The sequence below is a fragment of the Agrobacterium sp. SORGH_AS_0440 genome, assembly GCF_031453135.1.
Classification (GTDB): domain Bacteria; phylum Pseudomonadota; class Alphaproteobacteria; order Rhizobiales; family Rhizobiaceae; genus Agrobacterium; species Agrobacterium pusense.
The window spans coordinates 2,036,668-2,063,443 of sequence record NZ_JAVIYR010000002.1 but is presented as its reverse complement, the minus strand read 5'-3'; the positions used below and the strand labels follow the sequence as shown (position 1 = coordinate 2,063,443).

29 protein-coding genes and 1 pseudogene are annotated in these 26,776 nt (G+C 59.7%); 13 read left to right on the top strand and 17 right to left on the bottom strand.

Annotated features, from left to right (window positions below):
• The first annotated feature begins 14 nt into the window (after nt 1–14).
• The 4 genes from QE453_RS19420 to QE453_RS19405 are packed head-to-tail and all read left to right on the top strand — an operon-like array spanning nt 15 to nt 3,483.
• Nucleotides 15–854, top strand: coding sequence for a glycosyltransferase family 2 protein (locus tag QE453_RS19420; RefSeq protein ID WP_309777734.1), 840 nt, complete (start codon nt 15–17; stop codon nt 852–854).
• Nucleotides 855–874: 20 nt separating this feature from the next.
• A complete protein-coding gene (locus tag QE453_RS19415) occupies nt 875–1,162 on the top strand; it encodes a lipid-A-disaccharide synthase N-terminal domain-containing protein (RefSeq protein WP_035209260.1) in 288 nt (95 codons plus the stop codon).
• Entirely contained in the window at nt 1,137–2,645 is a 1,509-nt protein-coding gene (locus QE453_RS19410; protein ID WP_244455571.1) for a glycosyltransferase family 39 protein, read from the top strand. The genes QE453_RS19415 and QE453_RS19410 overlap by 26 nt, the downstream gene beginning before the upstream one ends.
• The gene (locus tag QE453_RS19405) at nt 2,635–3,483 is read left to right on the top strand and encodes a phosphatase PAP2 family protein (protein WP_037089792.1); all 849 of its coding nucleotides are present in this window, start codon (nt 2,635–2,637) and stop codon (nt 3,481–3,483) included. The genes QE453_RS19410 and QE453_RS19405 overlap by 11 nt, the downstream gene beginning before the upstream one ends.
• 229 nt (nt 3,484–3,712) lie before the next feature.
• Here QE453_RS19405 and QE453_RS19400 read toward each other — a convergent pair whose 3' ends face one another.
• The 6 genes from QE453_RS19400 to lgt form a co-directional block, all read right to left on the bottom strand.
• Nucleotides 3,713–4,645: a ribose-phosphate pyrophosphokinase gene (locus tag QE453_RS19400; protein WP_003522877.1), complete on the bottom strand. Its 933-nt coding sequence runs from the start codon at nt 4,643–4,645 to the stop codon at nt 3,713–3,715.
• 220 nt (nt 4,646–4,865) lie between these two features.
• Nucleotides 4,866–5,600 (bottom strand): hypothetical protein, encoded by a 735-nt coding sequence (locus QE453_RS19395; protein WP_137068869.1) that lies wholly within the window; start codon nt 5,598–5,600, stop codon nt 4,866–4,868.
• A gap of 89 nt (nt 5,601–5,689) precedes the next feature.
• Nucleotides 5,690–6,841, bottom strand: coding sequence for a Xaa-Pro peptidase family protein (locus QE453_RS19390; protein ID WP_004442939.1), 1,152 nt, complete (start codon nt 6,839–6,841; stop codon nt 5,690–5,692).
• 1 nt (nt 6,842) lies between these two features.
• Nucleotides 6,843–7,637, bottom strand: coding sequence for a peptidoglycan editing factor PgeF (gene pgeF, locus QE453_RS19385; RefSeq protein WP_004442938.1), 795 nt, complete (start codon nt 7,635–7,637; stop codon nt 6,843–6,845).
• A gap of 151 nt (nt 7,638–7,788) precedes the next feature.
• Nucleotides 7,789–8,889, bottom strand: a complete 1,101-nt coding sequence (locus QE453_RS19380) for a class I SAM-dependent methyltransferase (protein ID WP_309777731.1) — start codon at nt 8,887–8,889, stop codon at nt 7,789–7,791.
• Nucleotides 8,890–8,905: 16 nt separating this feature from the next.
• Nucleotides 8,906–9,718: a prolipoprotein diacylglyceryl transferase gene (gene lgt / locus QE453_RS19375; RefSeq protein ID WP_309778187.1), complete on the bottom strand. Its 813-nt coding sequence runs from the start codon at nt 9,716–9,718 to the stop codon at nt 8,906–8,908.
• Between the two features lie 309 nt (nt 9,719–10,027).
• On the opposite strand from lgt, the gene QE453_RS19370 reads away from it, so the two are divergent.
• The 4 genes from QE453_RS19370 to QE453_RS19355 all read left to right on the top strand — a co-directional run bounded on the left by QE453_RS19370 (nt 10,028) and on the right by QE453_RS19355 (nt 12,391).
• Nucleotides 10,028–10,291: an accessory factor UbiK family protein gene (locus QE453_RS19370; protein WP_004442935.1), complete on the top strand. Its 264-nt coding sequence runs from the start codon at nt 10,028–10,030 to the stop codon at nt 10,289–10,291.
• A gap of 426 nt (nt 10,292–10,717) precedes the next feature.
• The gene (locus tag QE453_RS19365; protein ID WP_004442934.1) at nt 10,718–11,218 is read left to right on the top strand and encodes a YbjN domain-containing protein; all 501 of its coding nucleotides are present in this window, start codon (nt 10,718–10,720) and stop codon (nt 11,216–11,218) included.
• Between the two features lies 1 nt (nt 11,219).
• A complete protein-coding gene (gene proC / locus QE453_RS19360) occupies nt 11,220–12,038 on the top strand; it encodes a pyrroline-5-carboxylate reductase (protein WP_004442932.1) in 819 nt (272 codons plus the stop codon).
• Nucleotides 12,039–12,049: 11 nt separating this feature from the next.
• Nucleotides 12,050–12,391: a tRNA-binding protein gene (locus QE453_RS19355; protein ID WP_004442931.1), complete on the top strand. Its 342-nt coding sequence runs from the start codon at nt 12,050–12,052 to the stop codon at nt 12,389–12,391.
• 14 nt (nt 12,392–12,405) lie between these two features.
• Here QE453_RS19355 and QE453_RS19350 read toward each other — a convergent pair whose 3' ends face one another.
• The 4 genes from QE453_RS19350 to QE453_RS19335 form a co-directional block, all read right to left on the bottom strand.
• Nucleotides 12,406–13,785 (bottom strand): ATP-binding protein, encoded by a 1,380-nt coding sequence (locus QE453_RS19350; protein WP_309778186.1) that lies wholly within the window; start codon nt 13,783–13,785, stop codon nt 12,406–12,408.
• Nucleotides 13,786–13,816: 31 nt separating this feature from the next.
• On the bottom strand, nt 13,817–14,530 hold the full coding sequence (locus QE453_RS19345; protein WP_006699625.1) for a response regulator: 714 nt from the start codon (nt 14,528–14,530) through the stop codon (nt 13,817–13,819).
• 2 nt (nt 14,531–14,532) lie between these two features.
• Nucleotides 14,533–15,039, bottom strand: coding sequence for a MarR family winged helix-turn-helix transcriptional regulator (locus tag QE453_RS19340; protein WP_004442928.1), 507 nt, complete (start codon nt 15,037–15,039; stop codon nt 14,533–14,535).
• Nucleotides 15,040–15,276: 237 nt separating this feature from the next.
• The gene (locus QE453_RS19335) at nt 15,277–15,876 is read right to left on the bottom strand and encodes a DUF1236 domain-containing protein (RefSeq protein WP_004442927.1); all 600 of its coding nucleotides are present in this window, start codon (nt 15,874–15,876) and stop codon (nt 15,277–15,279) included.
• Nucleotides 15,877–16,105: 229 nt separating this feature from the next.
• Between QE453_RS19335 and QE453_RS19330 the strand changes: the two genes are divergently transcribed.
• Nucleotides 16,106–16,750, top strand: coding sequence for an MBL fold metallo-hydrolase (locus QE453_RS19330; protein WP_309777730.1), 645 nt, complete (start codon nt 16,106–16,108; stop codon nt 16,748–16,750).
• A gap of 86 nt (nt 16,751–16,836) precedes the next feature.
• On the opposite strand, the gene QE453_RS19325 is transcribed toward QE453_RS19330, so the two are convergent.
• From QE453_RS19325 to QE453_RS19310, 4 genes are all read right to left on the bottom strand, one after another.
• Nucleotides 16,837–17,052, bottom strand: coding sequence for a cold-shock protein (locus tag QE453_RS19325; RefSeq protein WP_003494703.1), 216 nt, complete (start codon nt 17,050–17,052; stop codon nt 16,837–16,839).
• Nucleotides 17,053–17,497: 445 nt separating this feature from the next.
• A complete protein-coding gene (locus QE453_RS19320; RefSeq protein ID WP_309777728.1) occupies nt 17,498–18,400 on the bottom strand; it encodes a DMT family transporter in 903 nt (300 codons plus the stop codon).
• A gap of 152 nt (nt 18,401–18,552) precedes the next feature.
• Complete coding sequence (locus QE453_RS19315) at nt 18,553–18,864, bottom strand: hypothetical protein (protein WP_004442924.1); 312 nt, start codon at nt 18,862–18,864, stop codon at nt 18,553–18,555.
• Nucleotides 18,865–19,000: 136 nt separating this feature from the next.
• The gene (locus tag QE453_RS19310; RefSeq protein WP_309777726.1) at nt 19,001–19,924 is read right to left on the bottom strand and encodes an EAL domain-containing protein; all 924 of its coding nucleotides are present in this window, start codon (nt 19,922–19,924) and stop codon (nt 19,001–19,003) included.
• 212 nt (nt 19,925–20,136) lie between these two features.
• Between QE453_RS19310 and QE453_RS19305 the strand changes: the two genes are divergently transcribed.
• On the top strand, nt 20,137–21,339 hold the full coding sequence (locus tag QE453_RS19305; protein WP_004442922.1) for a pyridoxal phosphate-dependent aminotransferase: 1,203 nt from the start codon (nt 20,137–20,139) through the stop codon (nt 21,337–21,339).
• A gap of 59 nt (nt 21,340–21,398) precedes the next feature.
• On the opposite strand, the gene QE453_RS19300 is transcribed toward QE453_RS19305, so the two are convergent.
• On the bottom strand, nt 21,399–22,505 hold the full coding sequence (locus QE453_RS19300; protein WP_309777724.1) for a calcium:proton antiporter: 1,107 nt from the start codon (nt 22,503–22,505) through the stop codon (nt 21,399–21,401).
• Between the two features lie 195 nt (nt 22,506–22,700).
• On the opposite strand from QE453_RS19300, the gene QE453_RS19295 reads away from it, so the two are divergent.
• Complete coding sequence (locus QE453_RS19295) at nt 22,701–22,967, top strand: DUF2188 domain-containing protein (RefSeq protein ID WP_004442919.1); 267 nt, start codon at nt 22,701–22,703, stop codon at nt 22,965–22,967.
• A 102-nt stretch (nt 22,968–23,069) separates the two neighbouring features.
• Here QE453_RS19295 and QE453_RS19290 read toward each other — a convergent pair whose 3' ends face one another.
• Nucleotides 23,070–24,014 carry a LysR family transcriptional regulator gene (locus QE453_RS19290; RefSeq protein WP_174150199.1) on the bottom strand — a complete coding sequence of 315 codons (945 nt, stop codon included), beginning with the start codon at nt 24,012–24,014 and terminating at the stop codon, nt 23,070–23,072.
• Nucleotides 24,015–24,103: 89 nt separating this feature from the next.
• Here QE453_RS19290 and QE453_RS19285 point away from each other — a divergent pair, with 89 nt between their 5' ends.
• Nucleotides 24,104–25,141, top strand: a complete 1,038-nt coding sequence (locus tag QE453_RS19285; protein ID WP_244455576.1) for an NAD-dependent epimerase/dehydratase family protein — start codon at nt 24,104–24,106, stop codon at nt 25,139–25,141.
• The gene (locus tag QE453_RS19280) at nt 25,141–25,530 is read left to right on the top strand and encodes a DUF6220 domain-containing protein (protein WP_244455577.1); all 390 of its coding nucleotides are present in this window, start codon (nt 25,141–25,143) and stop codon (nt 25,528–25,530) included. The genes QE453_RS19285 and QE453_RS19280 overlap by 1 nt, the downstream gene beginning before the upstream one ends.
• A gap of 47 nt (nt 25,531–25,577) precedes the next feature.
• Here the strand turns inward: QE453_RS19280 and QE453_RS19275 are convergent.
• Nucleotides 25,578–26,694: pseudogene (locus tag QE453_RS19275) on the bottom strand (alkene reductase).
• Nucleotides 26,695–26,776 lie beyond the last annotated feature (82 nt).

Genomic DNA, 26,776 nt, shown 5'->3' with positions numbered 1-26,776 from the left:
ATCAACGGCTGTTCATGTTCATGCAAGCTTTTCACGCTCCTTCTCTCGCCACAATCGATGATGTTTGCGGAACCCGCGCAGACGGATGTGACGGAGCCAATTTGCGATCTGCCCCGGATTTTGCCGTTGTCGTGCCCATGCACAATGAAGAAGCGAGCGTTGAAACGCTGGTGGCAGAGATCGTGAGCGCCTGTGCGCCGGTCGGCCGCTTCGAGATCGTTGTGGTGGATGACGCTTCTTCTGACCGCACGGCGGAAGCGGTTATGGCGCTCGCTGCCCGTTACAGCATGTTGCGGCTGGTGCGGCACGACCGCCAGGGCGGTCAATCGGCTGCGATCCACAGCGGAGTGCAGGCGGCGCGCGCGCCTATCGTATGTATGCTGGACGGCGACGGCCAGAATCCGCCGGATAATCTGCCGGCACTTCTTGCACCGCTTCTGTCCGCCAATGCACCGCGCCGGCTTGGGCTGGTGGCCGGCCAGCGCGTCGGCCGGCGCGACACGCTGGGAAAACGCCTTTCCTCCCGCTTTGCCAACGGGCTTCGGGCGCGAATTTTGAAGGATGGCACGCGCGATACCGGCTGCGGCCTCAAGGCCTTTCGCCGCGACGCCTACCTCGCTTTGCCCTATTTCGACCATCACCACCGCTACTTCCCGGCGCTGTTCAATCGTGACGGCTGGCAGGTCGCCCATGTCGACGTCACGCACCGGGCGCGGCTGCATGGAAATTCCCATTATACCAATATCGGCCGGGCGCTGGTGGGCATCCACGACCTGATCGGCGTCGCATGGCTTTTGCGCCGGCGCAAGCGGTCAAGCTGGGCTGAAACTTTCATAACGGAGACATTGCCGTGAACGTACCGGCTTTATGGTCCATGCTGCATGTGAACAGCTGGGAAGAATTCGTATGGGTCTTGACCGGTTTCATGGGCCAGATGCTGTTCACCATGCGTTTTCTGGTTCAATGGATTTCATCGGAACGGGCGAACCGGTCGGTCATGCCGGTGGCTTTCTGGTATTTTTCGATTCTTGGCGGTGTGGTGCTGCTCTCCTATGCACTGTGGCGGCGCGATCCGGTCTTTGTTCTCGGGCAGGCATCCGGCCTCTTTATCTATGCTCGAAATCTCTGGTTGATCCATGCAGAACGCCGCCAGCATGCATGAGGCGACGACCCTGCCTTATGCGCGGGCAGGCGTTGAGCGCCAATGGCTGACATTCGCGTTTTCGGCGATTGTCCTCGTAACTGCCCTGCGCGTCCTTGGGCTCGCCTTCAACCGCACCGACCTTTTTGTCGATGAGGCGCAATACTGGCTGTGGGGTCGCGAAATGGCGCTCGGTGCCTATTCCAAGCCACCGCTCATCGGCTGGCTTATTCGTGCGGCCACCATTCTGGGCGGCGGGGAGGGCACGTTTCAGGTGCGGCTCGCCGCACCCGTCGTGCATGGCGTTGCGGCGGCGGCCATTTTTGTGCTCGGCCGCATGATCTATGATGTCAGGCTGGCCTCGCTTGCGGCGGTGATCTATCTGACCTTGCCAGCCGTGACGCTCGGCAGCCTGCTGATCTCGACCGATACGCCGATGATGCTGTTCATCGTGCTGTCGATGATATCCGTGCGCAAGCTTGCGCTCGCCCGCAGCGAGGGCAGGGCGGCGTTGGGTTGGAGCATCGCTCTGGGTCTCTGTTTCGGCCTCGGGCTGATGTCGAAATATGCGATGATCTATTTTCTGCCGTGCTTCATCGCCGCCGGCTGGCTTTGCGAAGCATGGCGGATCCGGCTGCGTGACGCGGCCATTGCTGCGCTCGTCTGCGTTGCCGTCATCGCGCCCAATCTGTGGTGGAATGCGGCCCATGATTTCATGACGGCACGCCACACCGCCGACAATGCCAACTGGCACGGTGTCCAACTCAAGATCGGCTCCGCGCTTGAATTCTTCTTTTCCCAGGCAGGTGTGGTTGGGCCATACGTCTTCGTCGGCATGATTGTTGCGACAATCCGCGCAAAAACCGGTGAAGCACGGGCGCTCGTCGCTCTTTCTGTACCGATCGTGCTTTTGATCACGGCACAGGGCCTCATGTCGCGGGCACTCGCCAATTGGGCGGTGGGAGCTTATGCGGCAGGCGTACTGCTGGCGGTGCCGATCCTGGCATCGCGACGTTGGCTCATCGTATCCACACTGGTCCTCGGCGGCATCGTCGCAATCGCGCTGCCGCTGGTGACGATAGTGGGAACGGGCTTGCGCCTGCCGAACGGTAAACTGGCGATGGCACGTTATCTTGGAAGCTCCGAGCTGGTATCGACCGGCCTGTCGCGGGCGCGTGAAGCAGGTGCGGACGCTATTGTCGCCAATGATCGTTCGATATTGGCCGAACTCTTTTACCAGTTGCGGGACGAGAAACAGATGTTGACGCGTGGGCTTCCGGAAACCGGCGTGCCGTCCAGCCATTATGCCCTTCTTTATCCATTGAAGCCGGGCGAAGCGAAAAATCCGCTGTTTCTGGCAAGTGCCGATGGCTTGCCGGCGTGTCTTGCAGGCGAGGCGCCGGTGGCGCACTGGACCGCCGGCCCGGGCTTTGTCGAGGGCAGGGAAATCGGGCTGTGGCGCCTGCCACCACAGTGCATCCCGGAGAGCGCCAATGGACAATGATCTCTCGCATATGCGGATCACCATCTGGGTTACGTTCGCAGCGCTTGCGCTGGTGATCCTGTTTGCGACCTTTCCCTCTATAGATCTGCGCTTTTCCGCCCTGTTTTTCTCGCCGGTGGGCCAGCCATGGCCTGGCCGGGAGCCGTTTCCCGAATGGCTGCGCGACACGTTGCGGGAAGGTGTCGAGCTCGCCGCGCTTCTGACTTTCCTGGTCCTCGTCGGCAATCTCCGGCTCGGCACTTCGCAGCGAACCGGCTGGCGAGTCTGGGCGTTCCTTTGTGGCCCTGTGATCCTCTGTGCCGGGCTGCTGGTCAACGGCGTGCTGAAGGCCATGATCGGTCGCGCGCGTCCGTTCAGCGTTACCGAATTTGGCGGGCATCAGCTTTTCACGCCACCTTTTCAGTTCAGCACGCAATGCTATTCGAACTGTTCGTTTTCTTCGGGTGAAACCGCGCTGATCGCGAGTTTTTTCCTGCCCCTCTGTGTGCTTGTCTGGCCGCGCCTGCGGCCCTATGGGCGATGGGTAGTTGGTGCCCTTGCCGCCGGGGCAATCATTCTCATGTCCGGTCTTCGCATCGCGGCCGGCGGGCATTTCCTCAGCGATGTGGTGATGTCCATCCTATTTTCGGCCCTGACGACACTGTTTCTGTACCGGGTGCTGGCGATAAGCCACCACCGTCACCTCTTCAGCGGTGCTGCCATCTCGGCCGATACGATCAGCCTTTGGCGCAATGGCCGCCACGCCATACTTACCCGCGTTCGGGGCTGGTGGCCGAAAATCAGGGCTGCAGCCACCCGTCTCCAACGGCCCCCGGACACGGGTGCGGCGTCGTCTTAGTTGGGAGTTCGAGGTGCAGCATCGCTTGGGTGGGAGCGAGCGGCAAGACAGTTCCGACTTATCCTCGGGGTTGTCCCTATTGCCCGCGCGCCTTGATTTTATCGACGTGGTTAGCTCCTCGGCACAAGGCCGAGGATCACGTTGAGTGAATATGCGCCCACTTTGGCTCAAGCGCATGCCGGAAAAACCGGCAGACGTAGGCAACCCTCAGCGTGATTGCTGAATTTATTCAGTCGAACAGGCCGGAAACCGACTGTTCCTGCGCGGTCCGGTTGATTGCTTCGCCGAGCAGGCCGGCGGTGCTCACCACGCGGATATTATGCGCGGACTGGACACCGGTGGTCGGCTGGATGCTGTCGGTGATGACGAGTTCGCGCAGCTTGGAAGAGGCCACGCGGGCCACCGCGCCGCCGGACAGTACGCCATGGGTGATATAGGCAGTAACGCTGGTCGCGCCCTTTTTCAGCAGGGCTTCAGCGGCGTTGCAGAGCGTGCCGCCGGAATCGACGATGTCGTCAATGAGGATGCAGTCCTTGCCGGAGACATCGCCGATGACGTTCATGACTTCGGATTCGCCGGGACGGTCACGGCGCTTGTCGACGATGGCCAGAAGACAGTCGAGGCGCTTGGCCAGCGCACGGGCGCGAACCACGCCGCCGACGTCAGGCGAAACGACCATGACATTGTTGGTGTCGTAGTGATCCTTCACGTCGCGGGCGAGAATCGGTGCTGCAAAGAGATTGTCGGTGGGGATATCGAAAAAGCCCTGGATCTGTCCGGCATGAAGATCGAGGGTGAGAACGCGGTCGGCGCCGGCTTCGGTAATGAGATTGGCAACGAGCTTGGCGGAAATCGGAGTGCGGGGGCCGGCTTTGCGGTCCTGGCGGGCGTAACCGAAATAGGGAAGCACCGCGGTAATTCGTTTGGCCGAGGAGCGGCGCATGGCATCGATCATGATGAGCAGTTCCATCAGATGATCATTTGCCGGGAAGGAGGTGGACTGGACGATAAAGACGTCCTCGCCGCGCACGTTCTCGCTGATTTCTACGAATATTTCCTGGTCAGCAAACCGCTTTACAGTGGCATTTCCGAGAGGAACATTAAGATACTTGCAGATCGCTTCGGCAAGGTGCCGGTTCGAATTGCCTGCGAAAACCTTCATTGCGGCCGCCTGTTTCCATGCCATCGCCTTGCGCCACGGGGCTCAATCCGCCGTAACCAAGCGTCGTTCAAGGGGAGGAACATCCGGCTGAAAAGCCTTTGCCGGATACGCCTTGTTGCCATGCGCGCCTTAATAGCGCTGTTGCTTCCGATTGCAAGAGGACTCCGCGCTTTCACAATGATTTTCGTGAAATCTCTGTGACTTCTCCCGTCGTTTCACCTCATCCGCTTTGAGACTGCTTCCATGACGTGTAGTCGTTGAGTGTTTTTGCAGCGATGTCCTGCATGACTTTGTCGGTCACGGCGGCCCATGGATCACTGCCTCGCGCGGTCACTGCCTCCTGCCCCTGCAGGCGGTGCAGCCGCACGCCATTGGCGTCGAGAATGTCCCACACGTATACGACATTGACCTTGCCGCCATCGGCAAAGGCGGAAAAATATCCCTTCAGAATATTTTCGGCGGAATTGTCGTTGGATGCGCGGATTGTCAGCCCTTTGGCCCGCGCTTCGGCCCCCAGTTGGCGGGATAGCGGTGTCACCGCCTGTACCGGTGCGCCGATGATGGGCAGGAAGCGGATGGAATTCGCGGCGGTGGCAGGTGCAAGGGAAGCCGTCTGCTGTGATGGCGGTTGTTGCGTGACGGCGGGGGCCGCGGCCGCTGTCTGGTTCTGACGGAGCGGTTCCCCGTACTGGCTGCCATTGGACAGCGCCTGTGCCTGTGCCTGCAGGGAGTTCTGGGGTGCATAGGCAGGGACGGACGATGCGATTGCCGGCCCGCCTGCGGGTGCGCGGTCGGCGGCTGCCGCCATCTGGTCGAGATCACCCTGTGTTACCGGCGTCGACTGTGATGCATTGTGGCCGACATCCACCTGTGGCGTCAGCGCTTCCGTGGTGTTGCAGCCGGACAGGATCAGTGCCAAAGCCGGAACGATGAGGGCAACCCCCAACCGGCTCATGCGATTTTCCCTCTCATGTTCCGCTCCTTCTTGCCCAAGGTGGCGCAATGTAAGGGCGGTTTTCCCGCTGTGTCAAACCCGGGGGCGATTTAAGCTGTGAGAAGATCGAGGCTGTGACGCGACAGTGGCTCCGGCGCGCCGTCCGTGGTCAGATATGTCTGGCCGAGCGTCATGGCCGTGCCGGAATCGGAATCCATCACGATCATATGCACGAAGAGTGTCATGTCGGGCGTGATCTCCTGCGGGTTGCCGGCATGGAACATCTGATGCTCCATCCAGGAGGGCGAAAAACGCGCGCCGAGCGAGTAACCGCAGGAGTTCAGCCGATGGCGGGTGAGGCCGCGCTCGTCCATGACGCGGGCATGCACATCGAAGACATCGCCAAAGGTCTTGCCCGGCCGCAGCACCTCCTCGATGGCGGTGAGGTTTTGCAGGCAGGCGCTGTAAAGCTCCTTCTGGCGGAAGTCTTGTTCGCCGATCACCACCGTGCGCATCATGGCGGCATGGTAATGGGCGCTGACGCCGGCCCATTCCAGTGTCAACTGATCCTTGTTGTCGAGGACACGACGGCCTGCCTTGTAGCGGCATAGAAGCGCATCCGCGCCTGAGCCGATGATGAATTCATTGGCGGGGTAGTCGCCGCCGCCCGCGAGCACGGCACCCTGCATTGCCGCAAGAATGGCGGCCTCGTCCGCGCCGGGCTTGATGAGCGGCAATGCTGCATCGAGAGCCTCATCGGCCAGCTGGCCAGCCTTGCGGGCATAGGCGATTTCGGCGGGACTTTTGACGAGCCTGAGGGTGCTGACGAGATACGACGCATCGGCCATCTGGCCGAAGCTCGCAAGCTGGTGATCCAGCAGGCGGGCGACACGGCCGGTCATGCCGTGGGTGTCATATTCCACGCCGATCTTTGCGCCCAGAAGGTCCAGATCGCTCAGCAGGTTTTTGAGATCGAGCGTCGGGTCGGCATTGGGTCGATCGACCCAGAGGAGGACGTTCTCGATGATCGAAGTATTGCGGGCCTGACGCAGATCGGCCGAGCGTGTCAGCAGCGTCATGGAGCCGTCCGATTTCACCACCAGCGTCTGGAAGAAGCAGTAGCCGAAAGTATCGTAGCCGGTCAGCCAGTACATGCTTTCCTGGGCGAAAAGCAGCAGCGCATCCAGCTTCTCCTCGGCCATTTTCGCGAGCAGGCGCTCGCGGCGGGCATCGAATTCCGAAAGCTCGAAATGCAGGGCCATCTTAGTCCTCCAGAATTGCGATTGCGGAAATCTGCCGGCCGTAATCGGGTTCGGCGCGGTGGGTGGTGCGGCGGTAGGAATAGAAGCGTTCTTCGTCCGGGTAGGTGCAGAGACCAAGATTTTCCGCCTTCACACCGGCTTTGGTCAGGCGGTCGATGGTGAACTGCTTGAGATCGAACAAGGCGTGGCCCTCTTTCTCCGCTCTGGAGAAATAATCCGCGTAAGCGGGCTCGATATCGGTGAAACGCGCGACATATTCCGGCCCGACCTCATAATTGTCCTGGCTGATGGAGGGGCCGAGCGAGGCAGCAATACGATCGCGGCTGGCCCCGAGCTTCGTCATCGCCTCGATCGTGTTTTCCAGCACGCCGAACAAAGCACCCTTCCAGCCGGCATGGGCGGCACCCACGACGCCCGCTTCCGCATCGGCGAACAGGATGGGGCCGCAATCGGCGCTCAACACGCCGAGGACGAAACCGGGTGTCGCTGTCACCATCGCATCTGCCTGCGGACGGCTGCCGTCATAGGTTCCGTCAACCACGACAACCTCGGGGGAGTGGACCTGATGGACCGTGGCGAGGCGGTCTGGGGCAAGGCCGAACCATTGGGTTACGCGGCGGCGGTTTTCCTGCACCCGTTCCGGCTCGTCATCAGATCCGAGCCCGACATTGAGGCCTTGATAAAGACCATCGGAAACGCCGCCCTGCCGGGTGAAAAAGCCATGGCGGATGCGATTTTTATCGAAGGCGGCGAGGAGGGGACTCTGGATGGGGAGCGGCAGCGTTACGTTCTGCATGGTGCGGGAGTTCCTTGGAGAATTTCGCTGTAGCCCAGTGGAGCAGGGTCAAGCGAGATGTTTCCTGTTGCCGCGGCGTTGCGCGGCGTGTGTGATGCAGTGTGCCTGCTTCGTGTGTCGCGACGATGTTGGCCCAGAGGTTATTACGCTGTCAATCCACCGCACGAAACGGCAGAAGATGGAGCGCGGGACTGGAAACGGCGATGACTTTGAAAAGTTCCCCCATCTTGCCGGCGCCTTCGCCGGCGAGGCGGTTGACGGCTTCGGCGATGGCGAGGGTCTGGTCCGCGGTTGCCTTGGCGGCGAGCGCGCCGGCCCGTTCCTTGAGGCCGAGGCCGTAGAGGAAATCGCCCTGTCTCAGGGTGCCGTTAACGTGAACACCGGTCGCCTCGGCCGTTTTCACAAGACTGTCGAAATCGACATGGCTGGTCAGATCGGCTTCGCCTGGATGGGCGAGCGGCGGATCGAAGGCATGGTTGCGCATGGCCTGCAGCGTGTCGCCATAGCCGGCAACCAGATGGCCGTAATCAATGGCGAGCGCGGTGCCGCCATGGGCGGACAGGCGCTGGCAGATTGCGGTCATCACCGCTTCCCGGGCAGGCGAAATCTCGAATATCGTGCCAAGCGGCTGCCGTTCGGGCTGCGGCGGAAGCAGCGCCGGGTCTATGCTGGCAAGACCCGTGGAGAAGACGAGGTCGCCATTGGCATCGAGGCTGACCACGCGTTCGCGGAAACCCTGCGGCGTCCTGACGAATTGCCGGATCGGAATGGCGTCGAAAAGTTCGTTGGCGACAAGCAGCAGGAAACCATCAGGCACATCGTCGAAACTGTCATGCCATGCCAGTCGACCCGCATGTTCGGCCAGCGTTTCCTTCTGGATGGCGGAAAGGCGGGGGCTTGTCTCCACCAGATGCACCCGCATCGTCTCATAGAGCGGCGGCGCGATGCGGCGGATGACGCGCAGCATGTCCGCCATCATGGTGCCGCGGCCGGGGCCGATTTCCACCAGCCGGGTTTCAGCGGGTGCACCGTGCCTCTGCCACGCATGAACCACGAAAACACCAAGCATTTCACCGAAAAGCTGGCTCACCTCCGGGGCGGTGATGAAATCACCCGAACGGCCGAAGGGCTCGCGGCTCTTGTAATAGCCATGTTCCGGATCGGCGAGGCAAAGTGAAAAGAAGTCGGTTACGCTAAGCGGACCGTTGAGCCGGATAAGTGATTTGATGCGTTGCGCGAGCGGTGTGGTCATGGCTGGCCATACCGCTTTAGGCGACTTTTGTCGCGCGGCGCGCGCGCAGGACGGCCCAGAGGCCCAGAAGGAACATTGGAGTGGACAGAACCATGCCCATGGTCAGCCAGTTGCCGGCGAGGTAACCGATCTGCGCGTCCGGTTCGCGAAAGAATTCCACGAAGATGCGTGACAGCGCATAACCGCAGACGAAGATGCCAGTGACGGTGCCGGGCCGCTTCAGAGCCTTGAAGGCGTAAATGGCGATGGCCAGAACGATGGCCAACACGAGGCCTTCGAGGCCAGCCTCATAAAGCTGGCTCGGATGGCGCGCGAAAGGGCCGCCTGTGGGAAAGACGACCGCCCATGGCACATCGGCAATGCGGCCCCACAACTCGCCATTGATGAAATTGGCAATGCGCCCGAAGAGCAGCCCGATGGGCGCCACGGCCGCGACGATATCGAACATGCTCCAGACAGGAATGTCGTTCTTGCGGGCGAAAAGAAGCATGGCGATCGTCGTGCCGATCAGGCCGCCATGGAACGACATGCCGCCATTCCATATTTCGATGGCTCTGATGGGATTGGCGGCGACCGCAGCGAGATCGTAGAACAGGATGTAGCCGATGCGTCCACCGAGCACGATGCCGCCAGCAGCCCACAGGATGAAATCGTCAAGATGCTGCGCCGAGATGGGTGAGGCGTCGTTAGGCCACAGGCGATCCGTGCGGGCGAGGCGGCGGGCGTAAAGCCAGCCGAGCATGATCCCCGCAACATAGGCGATGCCGTACCAGTGGATCGCCAGCGGACCGATGGACAACGCTATCGGGTCGATGTTCGGGAAGGGCATGATGGCGAGTGAAGTGGGAGCGGCTATCAATCCGTATATATTCCGTCATCGTTGCTGGGCGGACAACGGATCATCCATTGTCTCAAAGGACCGGGCGATGATGCTCACCGGTTCTTTGACGCCAAGGAAAATGGCGATTGCGGTGGCGGCGGTCAAGGTGATTCTTTAAGCTATGGCTCAACATACCAAAGGTGACGCAAGCTCTTGGGATTTTTTCGATTTCGCTTGCAAGGCGACGGTGGAGTGCCTACCTGAATGCTATCAACAGCGGGCAAGACGATGCCCCTGAACCGACGAAGGATGAGCGCCATGAGCACGACAGGCACCAATCGTTTTCTGGATGAATTCGCCAAGCTGATGACGGATGCGGCCGGCGCGGCCCAGGGCGTGCGCAAGGAAGCCGAGGCTGCGTTCCACGCACAGGCCGATCGCTGGCTGAACAGTCTGGATGTCGTCCGGCGCGAGGAATTCGACGTCGTGCGGGAGATGGCTATCCAGGCGCGGGATGAAAATGACGCCCTGCGCGCCCGGATCGAGGCTCTCGAAGCAAAGCTTTCGGCCACGAAGGACTGATTCTTCATCACTTTTCTCAGAAGCCCCGGATCGCAGGCGATTCCGGGGCTTTTTGTTTTTCGGCTCTCTGTGGCCGACTTGATCTCCGGTTGCCGAAAGTCGTGCTCAGACGCGAATTTTTTGGGCCTGTGGACACTTCCAAAAAACACAATCGGCAGAGTCGCTTAAGACTCTCGCCTGAGGTGATGGGGGAGAAGATATCCACTGCTCAAAAAGCAAAAATGGCGAGCGAGGGGTGGCAGCGGGACTCGGCCATTATACACTGATTTTAAATGATGATTCGAAAAGACCGGTAAGCTCCAGACAGGGTGAATGCGTTATTCTGGTGGTGTCGGGCAATCGTCTCAAATGTTTATCCCGGTTTGTATGTGCGTTTTGTGCCCGGCGTTCAAAACACGACATTCCGACCGGCTGAGAAGGTGCCGCATGAGTCTGATAGAATTTGAAATTGAGCGTCAGTCCAATCCCGTCGATATGATCGAGATTGTCGCTGCCTCGAATGACTGGTCGTTCGAGCGTTCGGGCGAGGACGAGATCGCCATGACTGTGGCGGGCCACTGGGCCGATTATCACGTTTCGTTTGCGTGGATGGAAGATTTCGAAGCGCTGCATCTTGCCTGCGCCTTCGACATCAAGGTGCCCGATCACCGTGTCAACGAAGTCATTTGCCTGCTGTCGCAGGTCAACGGTCAGGTGCTGATGGGGCATTTCGATCTGTGGCGGCAGGAAGATGTCGTGATCTTCCGCCAGTCGCTGCTTCTGTCAGGCGGTGCCGAGCCGAACAACCAGCAGGTAGAAGTGCTGCTCTCCAGCGCGCTGGAGGCCTGCGAGCAATATTATCAGGCATTCCAGTTCGTCGTCTGGTCGGGTCTGGATGCGAAAAGTGCAATCGAAGCGGTCATGTTCGAGACCGTTGGAGAAGCGTAACATGGTGTACAAGGCTTCCGGGCCGCTCGTCCTCGTGGGCGCCGGCAATATGGGCGGCGCCATGCTGTCTGGCTGGCTGAAAAAGGGCGTGCCGGGATCGCAGGTCATTGTCGTTGACCCGCGGCCCTCCGACGCCATGCGCACAACGATTACGGAAGCGGGTGCGGCCCATAGCGAAAGCGCGCCTGAAGGCGTCAAGGCCGGCATTCTTTTCGTGGCAGTGAAACCGCAGATGATGGAAGCAGTGCTGCCTTCGCTGAAGCCCCTGCTGGGCCCGGAAACGGTCGTCGTTTCCATCGCGGCGGGCACCACCATTGCCACCTTCGTTTCGCATTTCGGTGCGATTGCCGCGGTGCGCGCCATGCCCAATACGCCAGCGATGGTGGGCCGTGGTGTTACCGGCGCATATGCAAATGAACTTGTGACACCCGAGCTTAAAGCCGTGGTGGACGGATTGCTGAAGGTCAGCGGTCCGGTCGAATGGGTGGATGCCGAAAGCGATATCGATGCCGTGACCGCGGTTTCGGGCAGTGGGCCAGCCTATGTCTTTTATCTCGTGGAATGCATGGCTGAAGCCGGCCGCAAAGCAGGTCTGCCGGCGGATGTGGCCATGCGTCTGGCGCGTGAAACCGTGGCTGGCGCCGGCGAGCTTCTGCACCAGTCCTCCGACGAGGCGGCGCGCCTGCGCCAGAATGTGACTTCGCCGGGCGGCACCACGGCTGCCGCACTTTCCGTGCTGATGGCCGAAGACGGCATGCAGCCCCTGTTCGACAGGGCGGTCGCCGCTGCCAAGACCCGCGCTGAAGAACTGGCGGGCTGAGGAGGCGGGCGATGAGCGGCGAAATTTCCTATGCCGATTTCGAGAAGGTGGATATCCGCGTCGGTACGATCGTGGAAGCCGAGCCTTTTCCCGAGGCGCGCAAACCCGCAATCAAGGTGAAGATCGATTTCGGGCCGGAGATCGGCATCAAGAAGTCCTCGGCGCAGATCACGGTGCACTATACGCCGGAAAGCCTTATCGGCCGGCAGGTTCTGGGCGTGGTGAATTTTCCGCCGCGCCAGATCGGGCCGTTCCGCTCCGAGGTCCTGACGCTTGGCTTTGCCGACGCCAATGGAGATATCGTACTCGCTGCGGTTGAAAGGCCGGTGCCTAACGGCGAGAAAATGTGCTGATTGGCGGCCTGCCGTCAAGCCGGGATTTTGACGATAACCCTCAATCCGCCCATCGGGCTTTTATCCAGCGACACGTCGCCGCCATGGCTGCGGGCGATGTCGCGGACGATGGAAAGGCCAAGGCCGGTGCCCGAGGCATTGAGGTTGCGCGCCTCGTCCAGTCGGAAAAACGGCTTGAATACATCCTCGCGTGAATTCTCCGGAATGCCCGGTCCGTCATCGTCAAAGGTCATGATAATGGAGCGTGGCGCCTTGCGGATATCGACGTGGAGGTTGCTGGCGTAACGCCGGGCATTTTCGGCGAGATTGGCGACGAGCCGTGAAAGTGCGTTCGGTCGCGCGATGATCCTCTCGATATTATAGAGTTCGTAGCTGAATTTCTTGCCGTGCAGTTCGAAATCATGGCCGATTTTTTCGAGAAGTGCGGGAAGCTCCAGCGTGCCGACATCCTCTTCCACATCGGTACGGGCAAAGGTCAGATAGGCTTCCAGCATCGACTGCATGTCTTCCACATCCTTGTCGAGCCCCTCGATATCCGGATTGTCGCCGGCGAGCGCCAGCTGCAGCTTGAAGCGGGTGAGGATGGTGCGCAGGTCGTGGCTGACACCGTTCAGCATGGCGGTGCGCTGCTCCATCTGCCGTTCAATGCGCTCCCGCATCAGGATGAAGGCAAGGCCCGCCCGGCGTACTTCATCCGCGCCGCGGGGAGAATAGGCGCTGACCTTCTGGCCCTTGCCGAAATTCTCCGCCGCCTTGGCAAGCGCTTCTATCGGCTTGATCTGGCCGCGCAGGAAGAGGATCGAAATGGCGATGAGCACCAGCGATGCGCCAACCATCCAGACAAGGAAGATGTGGGTATTGGAGGCATAGGCCGCGCTTCTGCTGGTGAAGACGCGGAGCGTCTTGTCATCGAGCTGGACACGGATTTCCACCAGTGAGCCGTTGCCATAGGTATCGATCCAGAAGGGCCTGCCGATCTGTTGGCTGAGCTGGTTTGCGAGGATGGTATCGAGAATCGAGAACAGCGGCTCCGGCCGTGGCGCGGGCAGGTCCGTCTTGGGCTCAATATAGACGCTGAGACCCAGCTTGTCGCGGGCGATGCGGATGACCCGCTGATAGTCATCCTCTTCGGGGTCTGTCTGTAGAAGTTCGATGATCGCGGCGATATCCCGGGTCACCGCTGCCGAAAGGCGTTCGGTCACCAGCTGCCAGTGGCGCTCCATGAAGACGGCCGCGACCACGGCCTGCAGCAGGATCATCGGCAGGATGATGATGAGGAGCGAACGGGTGTAAAGCCCGGTGGGCAGCCAGTGTCGCAGCCATCTGCCGATGGAGCGCCAGGTCTTTGCGACGGCGCTTTTTTTAAACGTGTCGAGAAAATCGAGGCTCGCCATGGTCGTGCGTTCGCCCTTCGTTGGGTGCTCGTCAGTCCACGCTGAGGCGGTAACCGATGCCACGCACCGTTTGCAGATAGACCGGGTTGGCAGGGTCGTCCTCGATCTTGCGGCGAAGACGGTTGATCTGCACGTCGATCGTTCTTTCGCCCACTTCCGACTCCGCTTCCACCAGCTCGTGCCGCGGAATGGTATCGCCGGCGCGTAGCGCAAAAAGCAGCATGATCTCCTGTTCGCGATCTGTCAGGCGGATCGTTTCCGGACCGCGCCGCAGTTCCCTCCTGGGAATGGAGAAGCTGTAGGGGCCGAACATGATCTGTTCGATCTTGGGCGTGTCCGGGGAGGTGTTGCGCCGCAGAATATTGTTGATGCGCAGGACCAGTTCGCGCGGATCAAAAGGCTTGGCGAGATAATCGTCCGCTCCCGCTTCCAGCCCGGCAATACGTGAATCCGCTTCCGAGCGGGCGGTCAGAAGAATGACCGGCACGGATTTGTCTTCGTTCAGCGAGCGCGTCAGCGAAAGCCCGTTCTCTCCGGGCATCATCACGTCGAGGATCAGCAGATCGAAACGGATGCCCACCATCTTGCGGCGGGCTTCTGCTGCATCGGCCGCAACGGAGATGCGATATCCCTTGTCGCCAAGAAAACGCTGCAGGAGATCGCGGATGCGAGCGTCATCGTCGACGATCAGGAGATGAGCCGCATCGTCGTCCGCTGGTGGACGTTTTGCCGGAGCTTGCGCCATCGTCACTCATCCTCCACGCTGGTCATCGTCGCCGGGCTGCGCATCTGCGCCAGAAATTTGCGCACGCAGGCGCGCGCATCGGGACCGAGGCCTTCCAGCGCGCGGTCGATGCGGCGTGATTGTGGTTCGCTGAGCGCCAACGCCAGTTCGCGGCCTGTCAGCGTCGGATAGAGCCGGCGCTGGCGGCGGTCTTCAGGACCTGCCATCTGGCGGATGTAACCGTCGTCGATCAATTGCTTCAACACTCGGGCGAGGCTCTGTTTGGTGATCTGCAGCGTATCGAGCAGATCCGCCACGGTCATGCCCGGCTGCCGGCTGACAAAATAGACCACCCGGTGATGCGCGCGTCCATAATCAAGTTTCGACAGGATGACGTCGGGATCGGAGACGAAATCGCGATAGGCGAAAAACAGCGCTTCGATCGTGTCGAAGTCAATCTTGCCGTCGTCAACCTTCGGCAGTGCCGGTGTCTGTCTGGCGGCGGCGGTTTTGAGCGATTGCGGTGGCACTGCGGTTCCTTCATATTCTGCGGCTGTCTGATCATATGTTGCAGGCGTCGATGCGCCAATATTCTGTAAACATAGCCGAAAATGCGTCCGCTCGGGAGAATGCCGCGATCATTTTCTGTTGCGGTGGATAATATGGCGAGGGTGCCGGTGCAACTGGAATCCTGAGCGACCTTTACCGCAAATACAAAAGAGCGCGGAAACTCCGCGCTCTCAAGCATTACTGTGGTCATGGCCGTCTTACTGGTAGACGTAGACGATACGACGTGTCGAGGGTTCTACGAGTACAGGTACATCGTTCACCCGCACATACCGATACTGATAATCTGGAACTTCAACCAGACGGGTATCGGCCGGCAGGACGCTGCCAACGGCAATGTCACCGTCATAGGTGATGGTATCGGCAGGGTGCTCGTCGATATAGGTGATGACCGACTGCGGCGGATCGACTTCGCCGACGCGGCCCAGATTCGGATCGCCGGGGTTCGGTTCAGCCTGGACACTCGAAGTTTTTTCGTAGGTCACGACCGGCACGCTGAGTTCCGTGCGGCGTTCCTTGAGAATGACGGGCGAACCTTCATACATCACGTTCAGGTAATCGGCATGGGCCCAGCCGCGCAGACCGTTCACCTCGATGCGACACCAGCTGCTGCCTTCCATGCAGCCGTCCAGCACGGCATTGCTGCCACGCGTGGCGAGGCCGACTTCCGGATAGTCGTCACCGGGGCCAGACCGGACAGAAATATCCGAGGCGGTTGTTGCGACCATGGCGGCATTTGCATAGCCTGCCATCAAGGCGAAGGCGCCACCAGCGATCAGCATTTTAAGCGTCTTGTCCATGTGTCTCACTCCTTTCAAGACTGGTGCTACAACGTCGCAATCCCCAGGGCGTTCCACATTTTTCGGGAAGATCATGTCTCATCAAGCCGCCTCTTCGTGTTATCTAACTGTATGGAATAGGGATTTTCTTCGTGAATTCGCCGCTGAGAACAAGGCGACCTGTCGCCATTGTGCCGCAACCGGTAGCGGGCTATAGGATGGCTGATCTTTCAGACAGGAGACACGGGATATGGGAAAGTTGCAGGCCGGGATTATTCCGGTCACGCCATTTGAGCAGAATTGTACCGTCCTGTTTGATCAGGACACCAAGGAAGGCGTCGTCGTCGATCCTGGCGGGGATGTGGACGTCATTCTTCAGGTGGTTGCTGAAAACGGCATCACGCTCAAGGAAATATGGTTGACGCACGGCCATCTCGACCATGCCGGTGGTGCGGATGAGTTGCGCAAAAAACTCTCCCTGCCGGTGATCGGGCCGCATGAAGATGACCGGCCCCTGCTGGAGAGAATTGAGGTGCAGGCGCAGAAATACGGCATCAGCGGTCTGAAGAACGTCGTGCCGGATTCATGGCTGAAGGAAGGTGACAAGGTTTCCTTTGGCGATCACGTGTTCGAGGTCTATCATTGCCCGGGGCACGCGCCTGGTCACGTAATCTATTACAACCGCGACCAGAACTTCGCCCATGTCGGCGACGTGCTGTTTGCCGGGTCGGTGGGACGCACGGATCTGCCGGGTGGAAACCACGAGCAGCTGATGGCGTCCATTCGCGATAAGCTGCTGCCGCTTGGCGACGATGTCGGTTTCATCTGCGGCCACGGCCCGGGCGGACGGCTGGGTGAGGAGCGGCTGACCAACCCCTATCTCAAGGGACTGTGAGCGCCGGACGGCTGCGGCCTGCGGCGCGCACAAAAAAACCCGGCATTCCTGCCGGGCTTCAACTAGAAAAGAAAGCCGTTTTAGGGTCAGCCAGCAATCTGCAGATTGACTGCCTTCGGCCCTTTGCCGCGACGATCCGGTTCCGTGTCGAAGCTCACTTTCTGATTTTCTGAAAGTCCGGACAGGCCGGAAGCCTGTACGGCAGAGATGTGAACAAAGATATCAGCGCCACCATTGTCTGGCTTGATGAAGCCGAAGCCTTTGTCTGTATTGAAGAATTTTACGGTGCCAGTTTCGGCCATGCATCAGGTCCTTTTCGCTCTGCCCGCGTTCAGCTACAGGCAGCATTACAGTTTTGCCCCGCGTGGGCGTTGGCAGGCAGTTTTTGACTATTGAGAAAATGGACCTTCGCAGCGGGAAGTAATGGCGTTCTCATCCAACGTTTTTCGTCCCACCGCCCGAGGTTTATAGCGTCCCCAGTGCGCAAATTTATAGGCCTTCCCATGCTCGCAAATTGCCCGAACCGCAGTAGATTGCTGCGTTTATCGAAAATTGGCAAGCAAAAGTTTTTACGGGCTTTTTGTCAGATAAAAAACCTGCGGTAGAGTTACGCGTGGGAACCGCACATTTTTTTCGCATAAGTGATAGTTGATGAAATAATTGCCGGTCGGTCTGAGCTTTCCCGGCAAAAATTTGGACGCGTGACCGCGATTTCCCGAGAAAACAGAAAAAACAGTTCTTTTCGCGTCACGCCGCTTCTGTCGCGGTTTTTTGCCGTTTGCGCGTCAGTTCCGGTACCAATTCCACGATCAGGATGGCGGTGAAAATGATCAGGCAGCCGACATAGCCGGCACTGGAAATGGTTTCCTTGAGGAAAATCGAGGCCAGCAGGGCGCCGAAGAGCGCCTCCGACGACAGGAAAATCGCGGCCTGCGGCGCTGTTGTGTAGCGCTGGGCAATCACCTGAAGCACAAAGGCAAGGCCGGAAGAAACGAGGCCGACATAGAGAATTTCCACTATCGACGCCTCGATGGCGCCCATGCTGATCGGTTCGGACACAACGCCGATCATGCAACTAAGAAGGGAGCAAACCGCGAATTGTGTGCAGGAGAGCGCAAGCGGCCGGCCGCTTTCGGAGACGAAGCGCCCTGCTAGCGTAATCTGGATCGCCCAGAAGAAAGCGCAGATGATGCTGAGAATATCCCCTTTCGTCAGCGTCTCGAAGGCGCCGCCGGAAAGGAGGAATATACCGCCGAGCATCATCAGCGCGCAGGGCCAGACGACCCAGTGGGGGTGACGGCGGTAAAGCAGAACGGCAATCACGGGCACGAAAATGACATAGAGCCCGGTCAGGAAGCTGGAATTAGTGACCGTCGTGGTCAGCAGCCCGACCTGCTGGGTGGTGGCGCCGCCGAACAGCGCAAGACCGACGAGAATGAAGCTGCCGATCTGACGCGGGCGGGGCGGTGATTTCAGGGACCGGGTTTCCATGAGCGCGAAGGGCAGCACGGCGATGGCGGCGATGGCGAAACGCAAACCGACGAACCAGAAAGGGCCAATCGAGGCCATGGCTGAGGATTGTGCGACAAAGCCGCCTCCCCAGATTGCTGCGGCGAGCAGAAGCAGCATATTGGCCTGAATTCGCGTCATTATTGGCACCAGCAATGCGGGGCCGGGAGATCATTGACGTCACGGCCGGGCAAACAGGGGATTTTGTGAGGTGTCATCCAGCTGTGTCGGACGACTGTTTCCCGGGTGCTTTAGCAGCAACATGCCGATGCCGCAAGTCGAGGGGAGGGCCGTTATCTATAACGGCGGGCCTCGTCCTTCAGGCTGCGCCGGGTAAGCATCAGGCCGCCAAGGCCGAGGCCGACGAACGCCGCGGCCGAGAGGACGATGAGCAGGATATGCGGACCTGCCTTCGTCGTCGCAGCCACCTGCGGTATGGCGGAGGTATGCAGGGTGTCCACCGCTTGCGCAGCCGCATTGGCCGATGTCGCGATGCCGGCTGCCATGGTGATGATGACAAGAAAAGCCGCGACCGCCATCCAGAGGGAAAACAGCGTTCTCTGTGCCCTTAACCTTTCAACGGAAGTGCGGTCGTTGGTAAACATGGCTGTCGCCTCTTGTCCCTGTTCTTAAAGGACAAAAGAGGCTTCGAAATGGACGGCTTGGAGACCGAATTCTGGCGTTCCGCGGCATTTATTGCGGCAATATTGTGGCGGGGGCGTTTTTGAACCGGAATTGGCGTCAGAGGCCGCGTTTTCCGAAGGTCCGAGTCTGGCGAAGGGGATGCGCGTCAGAGGTGCGCTCCTCACGGAAAAAAGCCGCGGAGCCTTTTTCCATTCGTGCGGCAGGGGAAAAATATGCGCTGCCCAGCTCGGGAAAGCGCGCGTCGAAACTGGTGGGCGCAAGTTCCGGTTTTGCCAGAATGTAGCCCTGCATCAGAAAAACGCCGAGTTCTTCACATTGCTCCACCTGCCAACCGGTTTCCAGCCCCTCGAAAACCGGCTCTATCCCATCCTCCCGAAACTGGCTGACAATGACGCGCAGGAGAGCGGCGCCCGCAGAATTCTGCATGAAGTCGCGCACCCAGCCCGCTTCGAATTTCACATAGTCCGGCTTGATGAGCTTTACCCGTTCGATGGCGGTATCGCCGGCGCCGTAGTCATCGAGCGCCACGCGAAAGCCGATATCGTGCATGTGGTAGGCGAAATCTGCGACCATCTGGGTGTCGGAGGCCTTCTTCTCGGAGATTTCGCAGACGATACGGTCTGCCGTCATGCCGGCCTCGTGGGCTGCGAGACGCATGCGCTCCACTTCCTGCCGCATCTTGGCTGGCGTCTGGAACAGGCCGGGATGGAAATTGACGAAGATGCGCGCGCGGGAGCGGCTGAGCCTGCCGGTGTTGAGAATGTGGACGGTCCGCAGGATGCTGTCGATATTTTCGATGTCTTCCGGTGCCACCAGCGAGAAAAATTCACCTGGTGTTACCGGTTCGCCGTTGCGGTGGGGGCGCACAAGACCTTCGAAGGAATCGATGTCCAGCGGGCCGCCTGATGTGCGACGGAATATGGGCTGCAGGGCGGACTTGAGGTTGAAGCTGTTATAGGCGGTGGACCATGTGCCATCGGCCTCGCGGACAAGACTGGAAAAGATGCTTTTGGGCGCCATTTTTCAACCAGCTATAGAGAGACACGACCCCTAGGCTCGCGAATGTAGCTCAACAAGCGTTACTTCCGGGTTAAGGAAGGCTTAAATTGTACCCCACGGCGGATAGGCTGGCTTTTGGCCTTGAAACTAGGCCCGTCTTTCGACATAGAAATTGCCGCAGCAGACGAGATTTCCAAGCTCTGCGATGTCAACCCCAATAGGACCGATTAAAAATGGCCTTCCTTGCCGACATTCTCTCCCGCGTAAAGCCATCCGCCACCATCGCCGTTAGCCAGAAAGCCCGCGAGCTTAAAGCGCAGGGCCGCGATGTGATTAGCCTTGGCGCCGGCGAGCCGGATTTCGATACGCCCGACAATATCAAGGAAGCGGCCATTGACGCGATTAAACGCGGTGAAACGAAATACACGCCTGTTTCCGGCATTCCGGAACTGCGCAAGGCGATTGCCGACAAGTTCAAGCGTGAAAACGGCCTCGACTACAAGCCGGAGCAGACGATTGTCGGCACCGGCGGCAAGCAGATCCTGTTCAACGCTTTTATGGCGACGCTGAACCCCGGTGATGAAGTCGTTATCCCGGCGCCGTACTGGGTCAGCTATCCCGAGATGGTCTCGATCTGCGGCGGTACGCCGGTATTCGTCGACGCGACGCTGGAAGACAATTTCAAGCTGAAGCCGGAAGCGCTGGAAAAGGCGATCACGCCGAAGACCAAGTGGTTCGTGTTCAACTCGCCGTCCAACCCGTCGGGCGCGGCCTATTCGCACGACGAGTTGAAGGCGCTGACCGATGTGCTCGTCAAGCACCCGCATGTATGGATCCTCACGGATGACATGTATGAGCACCTGACCTATGGCGACTTTAAATTCGTCACGCCGGTGGAAGTAGAGCCTTCGCTCTATGACCGCACGCTGACGATGAACGGCGTTTCCAAGGCCTATGCCATGACCGGCTGGCGTATCGGTTACGCTGCCGGCCCGCTGCCGCTCATCAAGGCCATGGACATGATCCAGGGCCAGCAGACCTCGGGCGCGAGCTCCATCGCACAATGGGCCGCGGTCGAAGCCTTGAACGGCACGCAGGATTTCATTCCGGCGAACAAGAAAATCTTCGAAGGCCGCCGTGACCTGGTCGTCTCCATGCTCAACCAGGCCAAGGGCATCAGCTGCCCGGCTCCGGAAGGTGCGTTCTACGTTTACCCGTCCTGCGCCGGCCTGATCGGCAAGACCGCGCCGTCGGGCAAGGTCATCGAGACGGATACGGATTTCGTCTCCGAGCTTCTTGAAGCCGAAGGCGTTGCCGTTGTGCAGGGCTCGGCCTTCGGTCTCGGCCCGAACTTCCGCATTTCCTATGCCACCTCGGAAGAGTTGCTGGAAGAGGCCTGCAAGCGCATCCAGCGCTTCTGCGCCGATTGCCGCTGATCGGTTTGTAACCTCGATTGAAGAAGCCCGGCAGCGATGCCGGGCTTTTTTCGTTTCGGTCAGAGCCCCAGGAACAGCAGCATGATGAAGGTGGCGAAGAGAATGAAATGCGTCATTCCTTCAATCGCGTTGGTTTCACCGTCATTGAGGTTGATGGCGGCGGCGATGAGGGTGATGAAGACCATGACGGTCTGAACGGGCGTCATGGCCATGATGAAGGGCTGGCCGGTATAGAGCGCGATACCCTCCATCACGGGCACGGTCAGGATAACCGTCGAGAGCGATGCGCCCATGGCGATATTGACCACGGCCTGCATACGGTTGCGCAGGGCGGACCTGAGCGCGGTGAGGATTTCCGGCGATGCCGAGATCGTCGCCACCACCACGGCCATCAGCGCTGGCGGTGCGCTGGTGCCTTCAAGACTTTCGCCCAGGAAGGCGGACATGAATTCCGCCAGTACGCCGATCAGAACCACGCCGGCGATGATGAGGCCGATGGAGAGTGGTACGTTGCCTTCATCGTCCTCTTCCGCATGGCTGCCTGCTGGCTGGCCGGCCGGATGTGGCTTTCGAGGGTAAGTGTAGCTGAAAAAATAGCTGTGCGGGCCCACCTGCATTTTGAGGAACAGCGCATAAAGCGCAATCATCGCCACGATTGTGAACACCGAGTAGATGTGCCAGCTCTGTTCAGGAATGAACTCAGGCACTATCATCGATATGCTCATGGCCGTCAGGATCATCACGCCATAGGTCTTGCCGGAATCATCGTTATACGGCTGTTCTCCGTGGCGAAGGCCTCCAAGAAGCGCGGCGAGACCAAGAATGCCGTTGATGTCGATCATCACGGCGGAATAGATCGTATCCCGCACCAGCGTGGGTGAACTGGATTCGCTCATGATGATGGCGAGTATCAGCACTTCCACCGCAACCGCCGACAGCGTCAGGATCATGGTGCCATAGGGGTCGCCCACCTTGGCGGCCAGGATTTCGGCGTGATGGGCAACCCGCATCGAGACGAGAACAATGAGCCCGATCAGCACGACGGCAGCGATGATCGTCGCCGTCTTTCCCGCTTCGAAGATTGCATGTTCGGCCAGATAGGCGACGATTGCCGCCGGTATCGCCAGAAGCAGCATACGCTCCTGTTTCAGAATAGAACCCGCCATTGATTTCCCTTCCCCCGGATCGGCTTAGGCTGTGACGTATCGTCCCTCAGATCAAGCAGGATTTGCGCTTGAGTGCTTTTGGTAGGATAGTGATGTCGCAGGACATGCTGCTCATGCCGCGGTGTCCCCATCGGGTGCAATGCTTGAAGCGCGGTTGTGGTTGCCATGTCGCCTACCGAAACAGGAGGAACATGCATGACCAAAGTGGTGTATGAAATCGTCGAACATGACGGAGGCTTTGCCTACCGCATGAACGGCGCTTATTCCGAAACATTTCCTACCTATGCGGATGCCGTCGAGGCTGCGCGAATCGTCGCTGCCGAACAGCAGGTGGGTGGCGATGACGAGGAAATCAGCTATCAGGATGAGAGCGGCCACTGGCATGAAGAATACAGCCAGGGCGGCGACCGCCCGGAAGCCGAGGTGGTGGATAAGACAACGCAGCAGGCCGAACCGTTCTGACGGGCGATCCGTGGATTTTAAGCAAACCAGGATCGCTTTTCCGTTCCGCCGGTCCCTTTCAGGTGCGGATCGCGGGCTGCCTCGTATCGACGCGGTATTGCCTTAGCGCCGTTTCGGTGGCGCGCCCGGATCGGTTTCCTTGAGATGACCCTTGAGGCCTTCGACCAGGGCGCTGAAGACGGCGCGGCATCGCGGTGAGGTCTTGAGGTTTTCGTGCATCGCGACCCAGGTATGGAGCGGGATATCGATGTTCGGCAGAACCTGAACCAGTCGCGGGTCCTTGCGGGCCAAGCCAATCTGACAGACGCCGATGCCCGCGCTGGCGCGGATCATGGCAAGTTGTGCAAGGTTGCTGTCGGCGCGTATTTCGAAGGAAATTTCCTCAACATCGGGGATGTCAGGATCGAGCGAACGCATCCGCTGGATGGCCGCCCGGATGAACGGCGTCTTGCGGTCAAAACCAACCATCCGGTGGTGGTTCAGGTCTTCCATGCTCTTTGGCGTTCCGGCTTTTGCCAGATAGTCGCGCGTCGCATGAAATCCCAGACGGAAATTGCCGATGTAACGCATGACGATCGCGTCCTGCAGCGGCTCGGTCATGCGAATGGCAATATCCGCCTCGCGTCTTAGAAGGTCTTCCAGCGTATCTGATAATGACAGCTCGATTTCGAGCCGCGGGTGAACCTCCTGCATGGCCGTGATAATCGGCGGCAGCATTTCGACGCCGATGATGTCAGATGCGCTGATGCGCACCGTGCCTTCGATCTTGCCGACTTCGCCGGAGGCCGCGCGCATGAGGGCGGCGGTCGTCGCCGCCAGATTTTCCGCATAGGGGCGGAGCGCAAGGGCTGCTTCCGTCGGCATCAAGCCGTGCGGCGAGCGGATGAACAGAGGAAAGCCGACGGCCTCTTCCAGCGCGCCGATATGACGTCCCGCCGTCGGCTGGGTGATGCCAAGCTCGCGGGCGGCGGCGGACAGCGAACCGTCGCTCAGCACGCTAAGGAAGGTGCGATAAAAATCCCAGCTGATGTCGCGGTTCTTGCTCATAAAATTTTGTATAGCCGATCCACTGATTTCGATAATTTCGTATATCGCGAAACGCGACGATACTCCATCCCAGAACAAGGAGTACGGCGATGATATATGAAAACAACGCAAATTCAGCAGAGAATGATCGGCCACTGGCGCTGGTTCTGGGCGTGAATGGGGGTGTCGGCGGCCAGATCTCCCGTATGCTGCAGCAACGGGGATGGCGCGTGAGGGCGATGACGCGGCGGAAGGCGGCTTCCCACATCACTGGCGATGACGAGTTCGTGGTGGGTGACGCCATGAGCGGTCAGGACGTCTTGAAGGCGGCACAAGGTGTTCGGCTGATCGTCCATGCGGTTAATCCTCCCGGATACCGCGATTGGGAGAAGCAGGTATTGCCGATGCTGGACAACACGATCGCGGCTGCTGAAAGCTGTGGGGCGAGGATTGTTTTCCCGGGGACCATCTATAATTTCGGCTCTGACGCCTTTCCGCTGCTGAGCGAGGAGAGCCCGCAAAAGCCCTTTACCCGCAAGGGCGCATTGCGTGTGGAGATGGAGCGGCGGCTTAGATTGGCTTCAATGCGCGGCGTGCCGGTGCTGATCGTCCGGGCGGGCGACTTCTTTGGGCCAGATGCGAGAAACAACTGGTTTTCGCAGATGCTGGTGCGGCCCGGCAGGCCGGTTCGCAGCGTGCAGAACCCTTCCGCCCGCCATGCAGGACACCAATGGGCTTATCTGCCTGACGTGGCGGAAACCGTTGGCCGACTGCTCGACCGTGCAGACGAGCTTCCGGCCTTTGCCGTCTATCACATGGAAGGTTTCTGGGATTTCGACGGGCTGCAACTGATTGAAGCGATCGAGCGGGTTGTGGGCCATCCGGTCAAGCGGCGACGTTTATCCTGGACAGGCATCAAATTGGTTGCGCCGTTCATTCCGCTGTTCCGCGAAGTGCTGGAAATGCAATATCTCTGGCAGATGCCGATCAGGATGAGCAATCGTAAGCTGACGGATTTCCTTGGAAGCGAGCCGAAGACACCTATCGACATTGCGGTGGCGACCACTTTGGCGGGTCTCGGCTGCCTTGACGAGAGGCCGCAGCCGTCGAACCTTGCGCATCCGGCCGACGCCGAAGGCAGGGCGTGATGGGCGCGGTTGCGAACGGAATGTCGACCAGGCGTCGCGCCTTTGCCGCGATTTCGGCAAGCGTGCCCGTGCTGATCTTCGCTCAGGTGCTGCTGGCCGGGCTGTCGATCTATTACGATGGATCGCTGCTGTCGCTGCACAAGGGGCTCGGCCTTTTGATCGCCGTTCCGATCCTGTCGCTGGCGGTCCTCGCTTTGCGATACGAGGACCTGCGGCCCAATCTTGGCCGTTCGCTGGTGCTGCTTGCTATCTATTGTCTGCAGGTGGCGCTGATGAGCATCGGTCGGGAAACGGGCAATGGGCTGTTGCAGGCGCTGCATCTGCCCAATGCCTTCGTAATGGGCGCCTTTTCCGATTTTGCCGCCCGGCAGGCGAGAAGCGCGCAATGAACGAAAACGCCGCATCGCTTTTCAACGATGCGGCGTCTTTTTCATTGCTATTGGGCGAGGGCCGGATAGTCGGTGTAACCTTCGGCGCCGCCGCCATAGAAGGTCGGCTGGTTCGGTTCGTTCAGCGGCGCGTCGTTTTTCAGGCGGCGCACCAGATCAGGATTGGCGATGAAGGCCTTCCCGAAAGCAACGGCATCAACCTTGCCACTTTCCACGGCTTCGATGGCGCTCTGCCTGTCGTAACCATTGTTGGCGATCCACAGGCCCTTGCCCCCGGCATTGCGATAAGCCGCCTTGAAGGACGCGTAATCGAAAGGCTTGTCGCCCTGCTTGAAATCGCGCGGACCGCCCGTCGCCCCTTCTACGACATGGATGAAGGCGAGATTGCGCTTGCCCAGCTGCTCCAACCACGTAATTATAGAGCGGTTGCGGATCAGCCTCGAAAATATCGTTGGCAGGGGTAACTGGCGAGAGGCGGATGCCGGTGCGGCCGGCGCCGATCTCTTCCGCCACCGCGTCGACGACTTCCAGCAGGAAGCGAGCGCGGTTTTCGATGGAGCCACCGTAATCATCCGTGCGCTGGTTGGTGCTGGATTTCAGGAACTGCTCGATCAGGTAACCATTGGCGGCATGGATTTCGACGCCGTCGAAACCGGCCTCCAGTGCCGCGCGCGCGCCGCTGCGGTAATCCTCGAGGATGAGGCCGATATCGTCGATGGTGAGGGCACGGGGCTCGGAGGTTTCGGCAAAGGCACCGGTGCCGTCATCATTGATGATATAGGTCTTCGATTTGGCGGTGATGGCCGAGGGGGCGACCGGCTGGCCACCATGCGGCTGCAGCGAGGTGTGGGAAATTCGGCCCACATGCCAGATTTGGGCAACGATCTTGCCGCCCGCCGAATGAACGCCGTCGGTGATCTTTTTCCAGCCTTCAATCGCTTCCCGCTTATAAAGACCGGGAACATCGGCGTAACCCTGGCCCTGCTGGGAAATGGGCGTGCCTTCAGTGACGATCAGGCCGGCTGTCGCCCGCTGCTCGTAATAGGTGGCGTTGAGATTGTTGGGAATGGCGCCCGGGGAGCGATTGCGGGTGAGAGGGGCCATGACGATGCGGTTGGCGAGTGCGATATCGCCGGCCTGTGCCGGTTCGAAAAGACTGGTCATGCGACTTCACTTTCTGGTCGGTTGGCGAAATTGCGCGGCAGGCGCGCTATCCTGATATGGGTGCCGGTGCGAAACCGTGTCG